At 54.7% G+C, this 18,508-nt stretch carries 12 protein-coding genes; all 12 read left to right on the top strand.

Going from position 1 to position 18,508, the window contains the following annotated elements:
- The first annotated feature begins 21 nt into the window (after positions 1 to 21).
- The 12 genes from rppH to recD all read left to right on the top strand — a co-directional run bounded on the left by rppH (position 22) and on the right by recD (position 18,416).
- Complete coding sequence (gene rppH, locus E1B03_RS21465) at positions 22 to 552, top strand: RNA pyrophosphohydrolase (protein WP_103769097.1); 531 nt, start codon at positions 22 to 24, stop codon at positions 550 to 552.
- 12 nt (positions 553 to 564) lie between these two features.
- Positions 565 to 2,811 (top strand): phosphoenolpyruvate--protein phosphotransferase, encoded by a 2,247-nt coding sequence (gene ptsP, locus E1B03_RS21460; RefSeq protein ID WP_103769098.1) that lies wholly within the window; start codon positions 565 to 567, stop codon positions 2,809 to 2,811.
- 188 nt (positions 2,812 to 2,999) lie between these two features.
- Positions 3,000 to 3,875 carry a prolipoprotein diacylglyceryl transferase gene (gene lgt / locus E1B03_RS21455; RefSeq protein ID WP_103769099.1) on the top strand — a complete coding sequence of 292 codons (876 nt, stop codon included), beginning with the start codon at positions 3,000 to 3,002 and terminating at the stop codon, positions 3,873 to 3,875.
- 6 nt (positions 3,876 to 3,881) lie between these two features.
- Positions 3,882 to 4,676, top strand: coding sequence for a thymidylate synthase (gene thyA, locus E1B03_RS21450; RefSeq protein WP_003033990.1), 795 nt, complete (start codon positions 3,882 to 3,884; stop codon positions 4,674 to 4,676).
- 183 nt (positions 4,677 to 4,859) lie between these two features.
- Positions 4,860 to 5,330 carry a prepilin peptidase-dependent protein gene (locus E1B03_RS21445; RefSeq protein WP_133086886.1) on the top strand — a complete coding sequence of 157 codons (471 nt, stop codon included), beginning with the start codon at positions 4,860 to 4,862 and terminating at the stop codon, positions 5,328 to 5,330.
- The gene (locus E1B03_RS21440; RefSeq protein ID WP_133086885.1) at positions 5,321 to 5,884 is read left to right on the top strand and encodes a prepilin peptidase-dependent protein; all 564 of its coding nucleotides are present in this window, start codon (positions 5,321 to 5,323) and stop codon (positions 5,882 to 5,884) included. Before E1B03_RS21445 ends, E1B03_RS21440 begins: the two co-directional genes overlap by 10 nt.
- The gene (locus E1B03_RS21435) at positions 5,881 to 6,288 is read left to right on the top strand and encodes a DUF2509 family protein (RefSeq protein ID WP_103769102.1); all 408 of its coding nucleotides are present in this window, start codon (positions 5,881 to 5,883) and stop codon (positions 6,286 to 6,288) included. The genes E1B03_RS21440 and E1B03_RS21435 overlap by 4 nt, the downstream gene beginning before the upstream one ends.
- The gene (locus E1B03_RS21430; RefSeq protein ID WP_103769103.1) at positions 6,273 to 6,596 is read left to right on the top strand and encodes a prepilin-type N-terminal cleavage/methylation domain-containing protein; all 324 of its coding nucleotides are present in this window, start codon (positions 6,273 to 6,275) and stop codon (positions 6,594 to 6,596) included. The genes E1B03_RS21435 and E1B03_RS21430 overlap by 16 nt, the downstream gene beginning before the upstream one ends.
- A 19-nt stretch (positions 6,597 to 6,615) precedes the next feature.
- Complete coding sequence (gene recC / locus E1B03_RS21425) at positions 6,616 to 9,984, top strand: exodeoxyribonuclease V subunit gamma (RefSeq protein WP_103769104.1); 3,369 nt, start codon at positions 6,616 to 6,618, stop codon at positions 9,982 to 9,984.
- 179 nt (positions 9,985 to 10,163) lie between these two features.
- Positions 10,164 to 13,052: a pitrilysin gene (gene ptrA / locus E1B03_RS21420; protein WP_133086884.1), complete on the top strand. Its 2,889-nt coding sequence runs from the start codon at positions 10,164 to 10,166 to the stop codon at positions 13,050 to 13,052.
- Positions 13,045 to 16,590, top strand: coding sequence for an exodeoxyribonuclease V subunit beta (gene recB / locus E1B03_RS21415; RefSeq protein ID WP_133086883.1), 3,546 nt, complete (start codon positions 13,045 to 13,047; stop codon positions 16,588 to 16,590). Before ptrA ends, recB begins: the two co-directional genes overlap by 8 nt.
- Entirely contained in the window at positions 16,587 to 18,416 is a 1,830-nt protein-coding gene (recD, locus tag E1B03_RS21410; protein ID WP_103769107.1) for an exodeoxyribonuclease V subunit alpha, read from the top strand. The genes recB and recD overlap by 4 nt, the downstream gene beginning before the upstream one ends.
- Positions 18,417 to 18,508 lie beyond the last annotated feature (92 nt).

Raw genomic sequence — 18,508 nt, 5'->3', positions numbered from 1 at the left:
GGTTTATGTTGAGGTAGTCCGGTGATTGATGACGATGGCTACCGCCCGAATGTAGGGATAGTAATTTGTAACCGCCAGGGGCAGGTCATGTGGGCCCGGCGATTTGGTCAGCACTCCTGGCAATTCCCGCAAGGTGGGATAAATTCAGGAGAGACAGCAGAGCAGGCGATGTACCGGGAACTCTTTGAAGAAGTGGGTCTCAGTCGTAAAGATGTACGGATCCTTGCTTCTACTCGTAACTGGTTGCGTTACAAGTTACCGAAACGTTTGGTGCGTTGGGACACGAAGCCGGTTTGTATCGGCCAGAAACAAAAATGGTTTCTTCTGCAGTTGGTCAGCAGCGATGCTGAAATCAATATGCAAACCAGCAGTACACCTGAGTTCGACGGCTGGCGCTGGGTGAGTTACTGGTATCCGGTTCGACAGGTGGTGTCATTTAAACGCGATGTCTATCGCAGGGTGATGAAAGAATTCGCAGGTGTTGTCATGGCGCTTCAGGAGAGCACTCCTAAGCCGCAAAGCGCACCTGCGTACAGACGTAAAAGAGGTTAAGCTACGCAAATTATGCTCACCCGCCTGCGCGAAATAGTCGAAAAGGTGGCCAGTGCTCCGCGTCTGAATGAAGCGCTGAATATTCTGGTTACCGACATCTGTCTTGCGATGGATACAGAGGTCTGTTCGGTTTATCTGGCCGATCACGATCGACGTTGTTATTACCTCATGGCGACCCGGGGACTGAAAAAACCGCGTGGTCGCACTGTCGCACTCGCGTTTGATGAAGGTATCGTTGGCCTGGTTGGCAGGCTGGCGGAACCTATCAATCTCGCCGATGCGCAAAAACATCCCAGTTTTAAATACATCCCTTCGGTAAAAGAAGAGCGCTTTCGTGCGTTCTTAGGCGTACCGATCATTCAGCGCCGTCAGCTTTTAGGTGTGCTGGTGGTGCAGCAGCGCGAATTGCGCCAGTACGATGAAAGTGAAGAATCTTTCCTCGTCACGCTCGCCACGCAAATGGCGGCTATTCTTTCGCAGTCGCAGCTAAACGCGCTGTTCGGCCAATACCGGCAAACGCGTATCCGTGCATTGCCTGCCGCCCCAGGCGTGGCAATAGCCGAAGGCTGGCAGGACGCAACGCTGCCGCTGATGGAGCAGGTTTATCAGGCTTCAACGCTGGACCCTGTGCTTGAGCGCGAGCGACTGACCGGTGCGCTGGAAGAGGCGGCGAACGAATTCCGCCGCTACAGCAAACGCTTTACTGCCGGGGCACAGAAAGAAACGGCGGCGATCTTTGATCTCTACTCGCACCTGCTTTCCGATACCCGTCTGCGCCGTGAGCTGTTTGCGGAAGTGGATAACGGTTCGGTGGCCGAGTGGGCCGTGAAAACGATCATCGAAAAATTTGCCGAACAGTTTGCCGCGCTGAGTGATAACTACCTCAAAGAGCGGGCCGGAGATTTACGCGCGCTGGGCCAGCGTCTGCTGTTTCATCTTGACGACTCTGTTCAGGGACCGAATGCCTGGCCGGAACGTTTTGTGCTGGTGGCGGATGAGCTTTCCGCGACAACGCTGGCGGAACTTCCTCAGGACCGGTTAGTCGGCGTGGTTGTCCGGGACGGCGCAGCCAACTCTCATGCGGCAATTATGGTGCGTGCGTTGGGTATCCCTACCGTCATGGGGGCCGATATCCAACCGTCGGTGCTGCATCGCCGTACGCTGGTGGTGGATGGTTATCGCGGTGAACTGCTGGTCGACCCGGAACCGGTATTAATCCAGGAATACCAGCGACTTATCAGTGAAGAAATTGAGCTGAGCCGCCTGGCGGAAGATGACGTCAACCAGCCTGCACAGCTGAAAAGCGGCGAGCGCGTGAAGGTGATGCTCAATGCAGGTCTCAGCCCGGAACATGAAGAAAAGCTGGGTAGCCGAATCGACGGCATTGGCCTGTACCGCACTGAAATCCCGTTCATGCTGCAAAGCGGTTTTCCTTCGGAAGAAGAACAGGTTGCGCAGTATCAGGGCATGCTGCAAATGTTTAACGACAAGCCGGTGACCCTGCGTACGCTGGATGTCGGCGCCGATAAACAGCTGCCCTACATGCCGATCAGTGAAGAGAATCCATGCCTTGGCTGGCGTGGGATTCGCATAACGCTCGATCAGCCGGAGATCTTTTTGATCCAGGTTCGTGCCATGCTGCGAGCCAACGCGGCAACCGGCAACCTCAGCATTTTGCTGCCGATGGTAACCAGTATTGATGAAGTGGACGAAGCGCGACGCTTGATTGAACGCGCCGGACGCGAAGTGGAAGAGATGATCGGCTATGCGATCCCGAAACCGCGCATTGGCATCATGCTGGAAGTTCCATCGATGGTGTTCATGCTGCCTCATCTGACAAACCGGATAGACTTTATCTCGGTCGGAACCAACGATTTAACCCAGTACATTCTGGCCGTCGATCGTAACAACACACGGGTAGCCAGCATTTATGACAGCCTGCATCCGGGGATGTTACGTGCGCTGGCGATGATTGCGCAGGAAGCCGAAAGAAGCGGTATCGATTTGCGCTTATGCGGTGAAATGGCGGGCGACCCGATGTGCGTGGCTATTCTGATTGGCCTCGGTTTCCGCCATTTGTCGATGAACGGTCGTTCCGTCGCTCGCGTTAAATATCTGCTGCGCCATATCGATTTTGATGAGGCACAAACGCTGGCGCAGCGCAGCCTGGAAGCGCAGATGGCGGCTGAAGTACGCCATCAGGTAGCGGCCTTTATGGAGCGCCGTGGCATGGGGGGGCTGATTCGCGGGGGATTGTAGGCCTGAAAAGCGTCGCGCCATCAGGCATTACGGGGTAAAGATTACTTATACAGATCTTTTACATCTTCCCGGCATCCGCTGCGATCCCCATGTGCTATCATTCGCACCTTTGGAGCGCCTGCATTATGCAGGCGCGCTTATCAATTGCTGTCTGACTTCAGCGAAATAACAAGAACTTGTGGTGACAGATGACCAGTAGCTATCTGCATTTTCCGGATTTCGATCCGGTCATTTTCTCAATCGGACCCGTCGCGCTTCACTGGTACGGCTTAATGTATTTGGTGGGGTTCATTTTTGCGATGTGGCTGGCGACGCGCCGCGCGAATCGTCCGGGTAGTGGCTGGACCAAAAATGAAGTAGAAAACTTACTGTATGCGGGCTTCCTTGGGGTTTTCCTCGGCGGGCGTATTGGTTACGTACTGTTCTATAACTTCCCGTTATTCCTCGATAACCCGCTGTATCTGTTCCGCGTCTGGGACGGTGGAATGTCCTTCCACGGTGGGCTTATCGGCGTGATCCTGGTGATGATTATCTTCGCCAGGCGCACCAAGCGTTCTTTCTTCCAGGTTTCTGATTTCATCGCCCCGTTGATTCCGTTTGGTCTGGGCGCAGGGCGTCTGGGCAACTTTATCAACGGTGAGCTGTGGGGACGGGTCGACCCGAACTTCAAATATGCCATGCTGTTCCCTGGCTCTCGCACCGAAGATATTTTACTGCTGCAAACTAACCCGCAATGGCAGTCTATTTTCGATACCTACGGCTCTCTGCCGCGCCACGCTTCACAGCTTTATGAGATGGCGCTCGAAGGTGTTGTGCTGTTTATCATTCTCAACCTGTACATTCGCAAGCCGCGCCCGATGGGCTCGGTATCCGGTCTGTTCCTGATTGGCTATGGCGCGTTTCGTATTATTGTTGAATTCTTCCGCCAGCCGGATGCGCAGTTTACCGGCACCTGGGTACAGTACATCAGTATGGGACAGATCCTCTCTATCCCGATGATTGTCGCAGGCATAATTATGATGGTTTGGGCGTACCGCCGCAGCCCACAGCAACACGTTTCCTGAGGAACCATGAAACAGTATTTAGAACTGATGCAAAAAGTGCTGGATGAAGGCACACAGAAAAACGACCGTACCGGAACCGGAACGCTTTCCATTTTTGGCCATCAGATGCGTTTTAATCTGCAGGAAGGGTTCCCGCTGGTTACGACTAAACGCTGCCATTTACGCTCGATCATTCATGAGCTGCTGTGGTTTTTGCAGGGCGACACTAACGTTGCCTACCTGCATGAAAACAACGTCTCAATCTGGGACGAATGGGCAGATGAAAACGGTAATCTAGGCCCGGTTTATGGCAAGCAGTGGCGCGCGTGGCCTACGCCAGATGGTCGCCATATTGACCAGATCACCACGGTGTTAAACCAACTGAAAAATGATCCGGACTCTCGCCGTATCATCGTTTCCGCATGGAACGTCGGTGAGCTGGATAAAATGGCGCTGGCCCCGTGCCATGCGTTCTTCCAGTTTTACGTGGCAGATGGCAAGCTCTCCTGCCAGCTGTATCAGCGTTCGTGCGATGTGTTCCTCGGCCTGCCGTTTAACATTGCCAGCTACGCCTTGCTGGTACACATGATGGCGCAGCAGTGCGATCTAGAAGTGGGTGATTTTGTCTGGACCGGCGGTGACACGCACCTGTACAGCAATCATATGGATCAAACGCATCTGCAGCTTAGCCGTGAACCGCGCGCGTTGCCGAAGCTGGTTATCAAACGTAAGCCTGAATCTATTTTTGACTATCGCTTCGAAGACTTCGAAATTGAAGGTTACGATCCCCATCCTGGTATTAAAGCGCCAGTGGCTATCTAACCGACTTCATGCTGTCATAACCGACGCCCGTGTGCGTCGGTTTTTTTTGTCTAAAATCGCGTTCTTCGGCGCAGATTCCTGAATTTTTGCAACGGCCTGCAACGCGAAAAATATTCTCCGTAGCTCGCCGTAGAAACCGAATTTCCCGCTCGTTATTCATTTTTCTCACGCCATACTGGCGGCATGAAAAAACAACTCGGCTACACGCTTCTCGAAACCCTGATTGCGATGCTGATCGTCGCGGTGCTTGGCGCATCTGGGCTGTATGGCTGGCAGCGCTGGCAGCAACAACAGCGCCTGTGGCAAACCGCCTGCCAGGTCCGGGATTACCTGCTGCAACTGCGTGAAGATGCTAACTGGCGTAACCGCGATCACGTAATAAGCGTGATTCGGGATGGCGCATCGTGGTGCTTTGTCAGCTCTGCGGCTTCGCAAAAGGCGTGCAAACTCGCTTCACCTTTGGTGTTTACACCACTTTGGGACGACGTCGAAATGGCAGAGATAACGCCTTCGCTGGCCTTTTTTGGTCTGCGCAATACGGCATGGGCCGGCCATATTCGCCTGAAAAATACGGCAGGGGAATGGCGCGTGGTGGTGTCTGGCTGGGGGCGAATCAGGCTTTGCGAACGCGATGAGGCCAGATTATGTCAGTAAACGAACGGGGATTTTCTCTGCTGGAGGTGCTTATTGCGATGGCGATTAGCAGCATTTTACTGCTTAGCGCAGCGCGATTTTTACCGGCGCTGCAGCGAGAGATTCTGCGCAATACGAGTCAGTTGGCACTGGAAGATGAAATATGGCAGCGGGTCTACACCGTGGCGAAGCATCTTCAGCGGGCAGGGTATTGCCGGGGAAACTGTGGCGGAGAGGCACTGGTGATATCGGCTAAGGGGGACTGTGTTATTGCTCGCTGGGATGCCAACAGCAACGGCGTTTGGGAGAGCAGTCCCGCGAAAGAGTCTGATGTAATCGGCTTTCGTTTACAGGACAAGGTACTGGAGACCCTGCGGGGAGCAACCGACTGCAATGGAAAAGGGTGGGAGAAAATGACCGATCCAGCCACGATACAGATTGAGGCATTTCAGGTTGAACGGCTGAATATCAGCGGGTATTCCCCGCTCATTACGCTGCGTTTGCGCGGAGTGAACAACGTCGAACCACACAAGGTTATTGAAGCGGTGTACAGCGTTACGGGATTCAACCTGTGAACCGTCAGCGAGGCGTTTCATCCCTGGCGATGGTCCTGTTGCTGCTGGTACTCGGTACTCTTTTGCTGCAAGGCGTTAGCAGGCAGGAGGCCAGCTTCGCTTCACGAGTGGTCACGCAAAGCCAGGCGCTGCAGCGTCAGGCGAAGGTGCAATCCGCGATGGAATGGGGGCGTATGCAGCCCTGGGGCATACAACCCGCCGTACAGTGCCGGCACGATACCACCCAGGATACCGCGCTTTGTCTGCGCCTGCTTACCAATAATTACGTGCTGCTTATTGCCCACTATGAAGGGGTATCGTTATGGCGTCAGGGAGCGGTTATGGATGGCAATATCGCCTTTTCGGCGCATGGCTGGAGCGATTTTTGCCCGTTAAAGGAGCTGGCGTTATGTCAGATCCCCTGAACAGACAGCGTGGCTTTAGCCTGCCGGAAGTGATGCTGGCAATGGTGCTGATGATAATGATTGTGACCGCGTTGTCGGGATACCAGCGGGCGCTGATGAACAGCTTTATCATCAGAAACCAGTATCAACAACTCTGGCGTCACGCATGGCAGCAAACCCAACTGTATCAGTTTTCATCACCTTTGAACTGGCAGGTTAACCGAATGCAGACAACGAGAGCGGGATGTGTCAGCATCAACGTTAAAATATCTTCACCCTTGGGCAGGCAGGGTCAGATGACGCGTCTGCATTGTCCGAATCGTCAGTAGTCAGTAGTCAGGAGTCGCTATGTTAAGGGTCTACCACTCCAATCGTCTGGATGTGCTGGAAGCGTTAATGGAATTTATCGTTGAGCGCGAGCGGCTGGACGACCCCTTTGAACCTGAAATGATCCTGGTTCAAAGTACCGGTATGGCGCAGTGGCTGCAAATGACCCTTGCACAGAAGTTTAGTATTGCCGCTAACATCGATTTTCCACTACCCGCGAGTTTTATCTGGGATATGTTTGTGCGTGTGCTGCCGGATATCCCGAAAGAGAGCGCGTTCAGCAAACAGAGCATGAGCTGGAAGTTGATGACGCTGTTGCCGCAATTGCTGGAGAGTGATGACTTCGCATTGCTGCGCCACTATCTGACGGACGACACAGATAAACGTAAGCTGTTTCAGCTTTCTTCGCGCGCAGCTGACCTTTTTGATCAGTATTTAGTCTACCGCCCTGACTGGTTGACCCAGTGGGAAGCCGGGCGACTGGTTGACGGGCTCGGTGAGTCTCAGGTCTGGCAAGCGCCGTTGTGGAAAGCGTTGGTGGAATATACCGAGGAATTAGGCCAGCCGCGCTGGCACCGTGCCAATTTATACCAACGATTTATTCAGACGCTGGAAAGTGCGTCTGAGTGCCCACAGGGACTGCCTTCTCGTGTTTTTATTTGCGGTATTTCGGCGCTACCGCCGGTTTACTTGCAGGCATTGCAGGCGCTGGGTAAGCACATTGATATTTATCTGCTGTTTACCAACCCTTGTCGCTACTACTGGGGGGATATTAAAGATCCCGCCTGGCTGGCGAAGCTGATGGCGCGTCAGCGTCGGCACAGCTTTGAAGAACGCCATCTGCCGTTGTTTCGTGACAGTCAGAAAGCTGAAGGATTATTTAATAGCGATGGCGAACAGGATGTGGGCAACCCGATGCTGGCCTCATGGGGCAAACTGGGGCGCGATTACATTTATCTGCTTTCAGAACTGGAAAATAGCCAGGAGCTGGATGCGTTCGTCGATATTACGCCTGACAATCTTTTGCACAATATTCAATCGGATATTCTGGAGCTTGAAAGTCATGCTGTGGCGGGCGTTACGCTGGAAGAATATTCCCGGAGCGACAATAAACGCCGGCTTGAGCTGAACGATACCAGCGTGACTTTCCATGTCTGCCATAGCCCACAGCGCGAGGTAGAAATACTTCATGACCGCCTACTGGCAATGCTGGAAGCGGATCCAACGCTGACGCCGCGCGATATTATCGTGATGGTGGCGGATATCGACAGCTACAGTCCATTCATTCAGTCGGTCTTTGGCAGCGCACCAGCCGAGCGTTACATACCTTATGCGATTTCCGACCGTCGGGCGCGCCAGTCTCATCCCGTCTTACAGGCCTTTATTAGCCTGCTGTCGCTGCCGGATAGCCGTTTTGTCTCAGAGGATGTCCTGGCGTTACTGGATGTTCCCGTGCTGGCGGCGCGTTTTAATATCGATGAAGAAGGGCTGCGTTATCTTCGCTTATGGGTCAATGAATCCGGAATTCGCTGGGGGATTGACGACGATAACGTGCGTGAACTGGAACTTCCGCCTACAGGTCAGCATACCTGGCAATTTGGTTTAACGCGTATGCTGCTTGGCTACGCGATGGAAAGCGCGCAGGGCGAGTGGCAATCGGTATTACCTTACGATGAGTCCAGCGGTCTGATTGCCGAGCTGGTAGGCCACCTGGCCTCGTTGCTGATGCAGCTCAACCTCTGGCGTAGAGGATTAGCACAGGAACGTCCGCTGGAAGAGTGGTTACCCGTTTGCCGGGATATGCTTAATGATTTCTTCCTGCCGGACGCGGACACCGAAGCGGCAATGACGCTGATTGAACAGCAGTGGCAGGCCATTATTACCGAAGGTTTAGGGGCCGAGTACGGCGATGCTATACCGCTCTCTCTGTTACGTGATGAGCTGGCCCAGCGTCTTGACCAGGAACGCATTAGCCAGCGCTTCCTGGCGGGGCCCGTTAACATTTGTACGCTGATGCCAATGCGCTCCATTCCTTTCAAAGTAGTGTGCCTGCTGGGCATGAACGATGGCGTTTACCCGAGGCAGCTTGCGCCGTTGGGTTTTGATTTAATGAGCCAAAAACCGATGCGGGGCGATCGTAGCCGTCGCGATGATGACCGCTATCTGTTCCTCGAGGCATTGATTTCGGCACAGCAAACGCTCTATATCAGCTACATTGGCCGCTCCATTCAGGACAATAGCGAGCGCTTTCCGTCGGTACTGGTACAGGAACTGATGGACTACATCGGGCAAAGCCACTACCTGCCGGGCGATGAATCGTTGACCTGCGATCAAAGCGAGGCCCGGGTAAAAGCACACATTACCCGTTTGCATACTCGCATGCCCTTTGATGCACAAAACTATCTGCCAGGAGAGCAGCAAAGCTATGCCCGGGAATGGCTGCCTGCGGCGAGCCTGTCAGGAAAAGCGCACACGGACTTTGTACAGCCTCTTCCCTTCGAGATGCCCGAAACGCTGACGCTGGAAACGCTGCAGCGGTTTTGGGCTCATCCGGTTCGGGCCTTTTTCCAGATGCGTTTGAGGGTTAATTTCCGCTCTGAAGAGAGTGAGATCCCGGAAACGGAACCGTTCACCCTTGAAGGATTAACCCGCTATCAGCTTAATCAGCAATTGCTTAATACGCTGGTTGAAGAGAACGATGCTGAACGGCTGTTCCGCCGTTTTCGTGCGGCGGGCGCGCTTCCCTATGGGCCATTTGGCGAAATTCTGTGGGATACGCAGCGTCAGGAGATGCAGTCGCTGGCTGAACGTATTATCGCCTGTCGTCAGCCCTGTCAGAGCATGGAAATCGATCTTAACTGTAACGGCGTGCAAATCACCGGTTGGTTGCCGCAGGTGCAAGAGGACGGTTTGTTGCGCTGGCGCCCATCTTTGATAAGCATTGCGCAGGGGGTGCAACTTTGGCTGGAACATCTTGTCTATTGTGCCAGTGGCGGTACGGGAGAGAGCCGGTTGTTCCTGCGTAAAGACGGGGAATGGCGTTTTCCGCCACTGGATGCAGAACAGGCGTTGCTGTACCTGTCGCAACTCATTGAGGGGTATCGGGAAGGCATGTCGTCACCATTGCTGGTATTACCCGAAAGTGGCGGTGCATGGATAAAAACCTGTTATGACGCCGCAAATGATGCCATGTTAGATGACGATGCAACGTTGCAAAAAGCGCGCAGTAAGTTTCTGCAGGCCTATGAAGGCAACATGATGGTACGGGGTGAAGGCGATGATATCTGGTATCAGCGCCTTTGGCGTCAACTGGATGCTGATACACTGGAGACCATTGTTTTACAGTCTCAGCGCTTCCTGTTACCGATTTTTCGCTTTAATCAGTCATGATGGTTGTATAAAAATTGCGCAATTCGATGGCTTCCACTATGATGCGCATTCTGTCACGGACTGATTCTTACAATGAGAAGATGCTGGCTCGTTCAGCACATAATCTTGCCCTGTTCAGAGCACGTATTTATGCGTGCTTTGCAGTGAACAGGTGAATACGTTAATGATGAGGTTTGTGAATGCCCCGCAGCACCTGGTTCAGCGCAGTACTGTTGTTCGTCGCCCTTTGGATTCCCGTAAGTCAGGCAGATACCGGTTGGCAGCCTTTAGCTGAAACCATCCGTAAAAGCGATAAAGACACCCGTCAGTATCAGGCCGTGCGCCTTGATAACGGCATGGTCGTGCTGCTGGTATCCGATCCTCAGGCCGTGAAATCTCTGTCTGCACTGGTCGTTCCCGTGGGCTCGCTGGAAGATCCGGACGATCATCAGGGGCTGGCGCATTATCTTGAACACATGTGCCTGATGGGCTCGAAAAAATACCCACAACCGGACAGCCTGGCTGAATTCCTGAAAATGCACGGCGGCAGCCACAATGCCAGCACTGCGCCCTATCGTACGGCCTTCTATCTTGAAGTCGAAAACGACGCGCTGGTGGGAGCGGTGGATCGTCTGGCGGACGCGATTGCCGATCCGTTACTGGATAAAAAATACGCCGATCGCGAGCGTAACGCGGTTAACTCCGAGCTGACGCTGGCGCGTACCCGAGACGGGATGCGTATGGCGCAGGTAAGTGCTGAGACCATCAACCCGGCGCACCCAGGCTCGCGTTTCTCTGGCGGAAATCTCGAGACATTAAGCGATAAACCGGGCAACCCGGTGGTGCAAGCTTTACAGAAATTTCATGAAAAGTACTACTCCGCGAACCTGATGAAGGCGGTGATTTATAGCAATAAACCGCTGCCGGAGCTGGCGCGGATCGCGGCTGACACCTTTGGGCGCGTACCGAACAGAAATATCGCAAAGCCTGAAATCACCGTACCGGTAGTCACCGAGGCGCAAAAGGGCGTCATCATCCACTATGTTCCGGCAATGCCGCGTAAAGTGCTGCGCGTCGAGTTTCGTATCGATAACAACAGCGCGCAGTTCCGCAGTAAAACCGATGAACTGGTGACCTATCTGATTGGCAATCGTAGCCCGGGCACGTTGTCTGACTGGCTGCAAAAGCAGGGTCTGGTTGAAGGTATTCGCGCAGACTCCGATCCGGTGGTCAATGGGAACAGCGGCGTGTTAGCTATTTCCGCGACGTTAACCGACAAAGGGCTGGCGAACCGCGATGAAGTGGTCGCGGCAATCTTCAGTTACCTCAATTTGTTACGCGAGAAAGGTGTCGATAAACGCTATTTTGACGAGCTGGCGCACGTGCTGGATCTCGATTTCCGTTATCCCTCCATCACCCGTGATATGGACTACGTGGAATGGCTGGCTGATACCATGATCCGCGTTCCCGTCGAGCATACGCTGGATGCCGTGAACATTGCCGACCAGTACGATGCGAAAGCCGTTGAGCAACGTCTGGCAATGATGACGCCGCAGAATGCGCGTATCTGGTTTATCAGTGCGAAAGAGCCGCATAATAAAACCGCTTATTTTGTCGATGCGCCGTACCAGGTGGATAAAATCAGCGACAAAACCTTTGCCGACTGGCAGCAAAAAGCGCAGGGTATCGCGCTGTCGTTACCGGAGTTGAACCCCTACATTCCGGATGACTTCACGTTGATTAAGACGGATAAAAAATATCCTCACCCGGAACTGATTGTTGATGAGCCGGATTTACGCGTGGTGTATGCGCCGAGCCAGTATTTTTCCAGCGAGCCGAAAGCTGACGTCAGCGTGATCCTGCGCAACCCAAAAGCCATGGACAGCGCCCGTAACCAGGTCTTATTCGCACTTAACGATTATCTGGCGGGGATTGCGCTCGATCAGTTAAGCAACCAGGCATCGGTAGGTGGAATTGGTTTTTCTACCAATGCTAACAATGGGTTGATGCTTAACGCCAACGGCTACACCCAACGTTTGCCGCAGCTTTTTCAGGCGCTGCTGAGCGGCTATTTCAGCTACACCTCAACGGATGAACAGCTGGAACAGGCGAAATCGTGGTATGCGCAGATGATGGATTCCGCAGAGAAGGGTAAAGCCTACGATCAGGCTATTATGCCGGTGCAGATGCTTTCTCAGGTGCCGTACTTCTCCCGCGACGAGCGCCGTAAGCTGCTGCCTTCCATCACCCTGAAAGAGGTGATGACCTACCGCGACGCCTTAAAAACCGGTGCGCGGCCTGAATTTCTGGTCATTGGCAATATGAGCGAAGCTCAGACGACGAGCATGGCGCGGGATATCCAACAACAGCTTGGGGCTAACGGGTCACAGTGGTGTCGCAACAAAGATGTGGTGGTGGACAAAAAGCAGTCCGTCATCTTTGAAAAAGCAGGCAGCAGCACGGATTCTGCGCTGGCGGCGGTATTTGTGCCAACCGGATACGATGAATACGCCAGTTCAGCCTACAGCGCCATGTTAGGGCAGATTGTTCAGCCGTGGTTCTACAATCAACTGCGTACTGAAGAACAGTTAGGCTACGCTGTATTTGCTTTCCCGATGAGCGTGGGCCGTCAGTGGGGAATGGGATTCCTGCTGCAAAGCAGTGATAAGCAGCCGTCTTACCTCTGGGAGCGTTATAAAGCGTTCTTCCCGACGGCGGAAGCGAAGCTGCGGGCGATGAAACCTGAAGAGTTCGCGCAAATTCAGCAGGCGATTATTGCGCAAATGCTGCAGGCGCCGCAAACGTTGGGGGCAGAAGCCTCACAGTTAAGCAAAGATTTTGATCGCGGCAATATGCGCTTCGATTCACGTGATAAAATAGTGGCTCAGATTAAACTGCTGACGCCGCAAAAACTTGCCGACTTCTTCCATCAGGCGGTGGTTGAGCCGCAAGGCATGGCGATACTGTCACAAGTTTCCGGCAGTCAGAACGGGAAAGCAGAATATGTGCACCCGGAAGGCTGGAAAGTGTGGCAGACCGTCAGCGCGTTGCAGCAAACCTTACCCCTGATGAGTGATAAGAATGAATGATGCCGCTGAGTCCCTTGATCCACTGCGCTTGTCCCTGACGGGCGAGCGCCTGATTGAAGCCTCTGCGGGCACCGGTAAAACCTTTACCATCGCCGCCCTGTATTTACGTTTATTGCTTGGACTGGGCGGCTCTGCCGCCTTTCCTCGTCCTCTGACCGTCGAAGAGCTGTTAGTGGTCACCTTCACCGAGGCGGCCACTGAAGAGCTGCGCGGTCGAATTCGTAGCAACATTCATGAACTGCGAATTGCCTGCCTGCGTGAAACCACCGACAACCCGCTATACGCCCGTTTGTTAGACGAAATCGCCGATAAAAGACAGGCCGCTCAGTGGCTGTTATTGGCTGAAAGACAGATGGATGAAGCGGCGGTGTTTACCATCCACGGTTTTTGTCAACGTATGCTCAGTCTTAACGCCTTTGAGTCTGGCATGCTGTTCGAACAGCAACTGATAGAAGATGAATCGCTGCTGCGCTATCAGGCCTGCGCGGACTTCTGGCGTCGGCACTGCTATCCGCTACCCCGCGACATTGCGCAGGTGATTTTTGAAACGTGGAAAGGACCGCAGGCGCTGCTGAGAGATATCGATCGCTATCTGCAGGGGGAAGCACCGGTTATCAAGGCTCCGCCGTCCGATGACGAAACGCTGGCCTCCCGGCACGAACAAATTCTCGCGCGCATTAATCAAATCAAGCAGCAGTGGTGTGATTCCGTTGATGAGCTGGACGGCTTGCTGGAAGCGTCCGGGATCGACCGGCGTAAATTTAATCGCGGTAACCAGGGCAAGTGGATCGAAAAGATCAGCGCGTGGGCACAGGAAGAAACCCAAAGTTATCAGCTTCCTGACGCACTGGAAAAATTCTCACAGCGTTTTCTGGAAGAGCGCACCAAAGCGGGCGGGACAACCCCTCAGCACCCGCTGTTTGTCGCTATTGATGAACTGCTTAGCGAACCGTTAACTCTGCGCGATCTGGTGATCACCCGGGCGTTGGCGGAGATCCGCACGGCGGTTGCCGAAGAGAAACGACGCCGCGGTGAGCTGGGCTTTGACGATATGCTCAGCCGTCTGGATGCGGCGCTGCGCAGTGAAAGCGGCGATGCGCTGGCGACGGCTATTCGTACTCGTTTTCCGGTCGCAATGATCGATGAATTCCAGGATACCGATCCGCAACAGTACCGCATATTTCGCCGGATCTGGCAGCATCAGCCGGAGACCGCGCTGTTGTTGATTGGCGATCCCAAACAGGCTATTTATGCGTTTCGCGGCGCGGATATCTTCACCTATATGAAGGCGCGCAGCGAAGTCAGCGCACACTATACGCTCGATACCAACTGGCGTTCGGCCCCCGGCATGGTCAATAGCGTGAATACGCTTTTCAGCCAGATGGACGACGCCTTTATGTTCCGCGAAATCCCCTTTAGCCCGGTAAAATCTGCAGAAAAAAATCAGGCGCTTCAGTTTGTTTTACATGGTGAAACACAGCCAGCTATGAGCATGTGGCTGATGGAAGGGGAAAGCTGTGGCGTAGGCGACTATCAGAACTACATGGCCCAGGTGTGCGCCACGCAAATTCGCGACTGGCTTAAGGCCGGGCATTCTGGCGCTGCGCAACTGGTCAGCGGTAAAACATCCAGTCCGGTACGCGCGTCGGACATCAGTGTATTGGTTCGTAGCCGCCAGGAAGCAGCGCTGGTCCGTGATGCGCTTACGCAACTGGCCATTCCCTCAGTCTACCTCTCCAACCGCGACAGCGTATTTGAAACGCTGGAGGCGCAGGAGTTGCTGTGGGTGCTGCAGGCGGTGATGACGCCGGAGCGTGAGAACACGCTGCGTAGTGCGCTGGCGACCTCAATGATGGGGCTGAATGCGCAGGATCTTGAAGCGTTAAATAACGACGAAAATGCCTGGGATGCGGTGGTCGAAGAGTTCGATGGCTATCGTCAGATCTGGCATAAACGCGGCGTGATGCCAATGCTGCGCGCGCTGATGGCCGCCCGCCAGATTGCGGAAAACCTGCTGGCAACGGCAGGGGGCGAACGCCGTCTGACCGATATTTTACATATTAGCGAACTGTTGCAGGAAGCCGGCTCGCAGCTGGAAAGCGAGCATGCGCTGGTACGCTGGCTGTCCCAGCATATTCTTGAACCCGACAGCAACGCGTCGAGCCAGCAGCTCAGGCTGGAAAGCGACAAGCATCTGGTCAAAATCGTCACCATCCATAAATCGAAAGGGCTGGAATATCCGCTGGTCTGGCTGCCGTTTATCACCAATTTCCGCGTCCAGGATCAGGCTTTCTACCACGATCGCAGCTCCTTTGAAGCGGTGCTGGATCTCAGCGATGCCGAGGAGAGCGTTGAGCTGGCCGAAGCGGAACGCCTGGCGGAAGATCTGCGTTTGCTTTATGTCGCGCTAACTCGTTCGGTATGGCACTGCAGCCTTGGTGTTGCGCCGTTAGTGCGCCGTCGGAGCGATAAAAAAGGGGATACCGATGTGCATCAGAGCGCGCTTGGTCGACTGTTGCAAAAAGGTGAGCCGATGGATGCCGCGGGTCTGCGTGGTGCGCTTGAAGCGCTGTGCAGCGACGATATTGCCTGCCAGACGCCAGTGCCGCCTGACGGTGAACCCTGGCAGGTTGCACAGGCTGTTAGCGGTGAACTGAGTGCGAAATTACTGCGGCGTACGCCCGGCGATAGCTGGCGCGTGACCAGCTATTCCGGTCTGCAACAGCGTGGGCATGGTATCGCGCAGGATCTGATCCCGCGACTGGATATCGATGCCGCAGGCGTCGGAGATGCTATTGAAGAGTCGGGACTTACGCCGCATCAGTTCCCGCGCGGCGCTTCGCCGGGCACATTCTTGCATAGCTTGTTTGAAGATCTCGATTTTACTCAACCGGTCGATCCGCATTGGGTCGAGGAAAAACTGGCGTTAGGCGGTTATGAGGCACACTGGTCGCCGGTGTTGACCGAATGGCTGGACGCCATTTTGCAGGCACCTCTCAACGAGACGGGCGTGAGTTTGAGCCAGCTTTCCGCGCGTGAAAAACAGGTGGAGATGGAGTTTTATTTACCGATTTCGCAGCCGCTAATGGCCAACCAACTTGATGCGTTAATTCGTCAATACGATCCGCTCTCGGCGGGGTGCGCTGCGCTGGAATTTATGCAGGTGCGCGGCATGCTGAAAGGCTTTATTGACCTGGTATTCCGCCACCAGGGGCGTTATTACCTGCTCGATTACAAATCGAACTGGCTGGGCGAAGACAGCTCAGCCTATACGCAGCAGGCGATGGCCTCTGCCATGCAGGCGCATCGTTACGACCTACAGTATCAACTTTATACTCTGGCGCTGCATCGCTACTTGCGCCATCGCATTGCTGATTACGATTATGAACGCCATTTTGGCGGTGTTATTTATCTCTTCCTGCGTGGCGTTGACCGTGAGAATCCGCAGCAGGGAATTTACGCGACCCGACCTGACGGGGAGTTGATCGCCCTGATGGACGAAATGTTTGCCGGTGCGCCACTGGAGGAGATGTCATGACAATCCAGAAACGATTACTGGAAGCCGTTGAGCAAAAACAGCTCCGGCCTCTTGATGCCCAGTTTGCGCTGGCGGTTGCCGGAAATGATAACCCTGCCGTTGCGCTGGCAGCGGCGTTACTTAGCCGCGAAGCAGGAGAAGGGCACGTTTGCTTACCGCTTTCACGGTTATCGCTGAGCGAGGACGCGCATCCTGTGTTAAGCGCCTGGCTCGCTGAAGCGGGAGAGCCTGAGAACTGGGCGGAATGTCTGCTGGCTTCCGGGGCGGTGAGCCGTGGCGAGCAACCTACGCCGCTGGTGCTGTACGGCGATCGCCTGTACCTGAACCGAATGTGGCATAACGAACGTGCAGTGGCGCGCTTTTTCAGTGAAGTTAACCACGCCATCGAGGTGGACGAACAACGGCTGACCCACACGCTGGCGGCGTTGTTTCCGCCATCGGAGGGGGTTAACTGGCAAAAAGTGGCCGCAGCTGTCGCGCTGACTCGCCGTATATCGGTGATCTCTGGCGGGCCGGGAACCGGAAAAACAACAACGGTTGCGAGACTGCTGGCGGCGTTGATTCAAATGGCGGACGGCGAACGCTGCCGTATTCGTCTGGCGGCACCAACGGGAAAAGCGGCAGCGCGCCTGACCGCTTCGCTGGGTGCGGCGCTGCGAGAGCTACCGCTCACCGATGAGCAAAAGAAACGCGTCCCCGATGACGCCAGTACGCTGCATCGATTATTAGGCGCTCAGCCTGGCAGCCAGCGCCTGCGTCATCATGCGGGAAATCCGCTGCATCTGGATGTGCTGGTGGTGGATGAAGCCTCGATGATTGATTTGCCGATGATGTCGCGCCTTATCGATGCGCTGCCGCCGCACGGGCGGGTGATTTTTCTTGGCGATCGCGACCAGCTCGCTTCCGTCGAAGCAGGGGCGGTGCTGGGGGATATCTGTGCTTTCGTCGGTGACGGGTTTACCCCGGAACGCGCCCGTCAGCTCAGTCGTCTGACTGGAAGCGTTATTCCGGCTGGTCCGGGCACTCAGGCGGCTGCCCTGCGCGACAGCCTGTGTCTGCTGCAAAAGAGCTACCGTTTTGGCAGCGATTCCGGAATCGGTCAGTTGGCTGCAGCGATTAATCGTGGCGACAAAGCCGCGATAAAAACGGTTTTCCAGCAGGGGTTTAGCGACATCGAAAAACGCACGCTACACAGCGGTGAGGATTATGCCGCGATGCTGGATGAAGCGCTGGCGGGTTACGGGCACTATCTGGATTTACTGCGCGAGGGAGCTGAGCCGGGTGCCGTCATTCAGGCCTTCAATGAGTATCAGCTACTCTGCGCTCTGCGGGAAGGTCCGTTTGGCGTGGGGGGATTGAATGAACGCATCGAGCAGGTGATGGCGCAAAAACGTAAAATTCATCGTTCGACACATAGCCGTTGGTATGAGGGAAGGCCGGTGATGATCGCGCGCAATGACAGCTCGCTGGGATTATTCAACGGTGATATCGGCATTGCCCTCGACCGTGGACAGGGCCTGAGGGTGTGGTTTGCGCTGCCGGATGGTGCTATCAAGTCGGTGCAGCCCAGCCGCTTGCCTGAACATGAAACCACCTGGGCGATGACGGTGCATAAATCGCAGGGATCGGAGTTTGACCACGCGGCGTTAATTTTACCTAGTCAACATTCACCTGTGGTTACCCGCGAGCTGGTCTATACCGCCGTTACCCGCGCGCGCCGCCGTCTGTCGCTGTATGCCGATGATCGGATTTTGAGTAGCGCCATTGCCACCCGCACCGAACGACGCAGCGGACTGTCAGCATTATTTAATGACGGCATGATGTAGATGTAGACCGGATAAGCGTCAGCGCCATCCGGCCTATAAAAGATGTGCCAGCGATGTAGGCCGGATAAGGCAGTTATGCCGCATCCGGCAAC

This window comes from Citrobacter arsenatis, assembly GCF_004353845.1.
GTDB lineage: Bacteria > Pseudomonadota > Gammaproteobacteria > Enterobacterales > Enterobacteriaceae > Citrobacter > Citrobacter arsenatis.
This window is presented reverse-complemented; position numbering and strand designations above follow the sequence as displayed.

Coding starts and splice junctions, on each gene's coding strand:
- E1B03_RS21440 (WP_133086885.1), top strand. CDS start 5,321: ATGTCAGTAAACGAACGGGGATTTTCTCTGCTGGAGGTGCTTATTGCG.
- thyA (WP_003033990.1), top strand. CDS start 3,882: ATGAAACAGTATTTAGAACTGATGCAAAAAGTGCTGGATGAAGGCACA.
- ptsP (WP_103769098.1), top strand. CDS start 565: ATGCTCACCCGCCTGCGCGAAATAGTCGAAAAGGTGGCCAGTGCTCCG.
- lgt (WP_103769099.1), top strand. CDS start 3,000: ATGACCAGTAGCTATCTGCATTTTCCGGATTTCGATCCGGTCATTTTC.
- E1B03_RS21430 (WP_103769103.1), top strand. CDS start 6,273: ATGTCAGATCCCCTGAACAGACAGCGTGGCTTTAGCCTGCCGGAAGTG.
- ptrA (WP_133086884.1), top strand. CDS start 10,164: ATGCCCCGCAGCACCTGGTTCAGCGCAGTACTGTTGTTCGTCGCCCTT.
- E1B03_RS21445 (WP_133086886.1), top strand. CDS start 4,860: ATGAAAAAACAACTCGGCTACACGCTTCTCGAAACCCTGATTGCGATG.
- recB (WP_133086883.1), top strand. CDS start 13,045: ATGAATGATGCCGCTGAGTCCCTTGATCCACTGCGCTTGTCCCTGACG.
- recC (WP_103769104.1), top strand. CDS start 6,616: ATGTTAAGGGTCTACCACTCCAATCGTCTGGATGTGCTGGAAGCGTTA.
- recD (WP_103769107.1), top strand. CDS start 16,587: ATGACAATCCAGAAACGATTACTGGAAGCCGTTGAGCAAAAACAGCTC.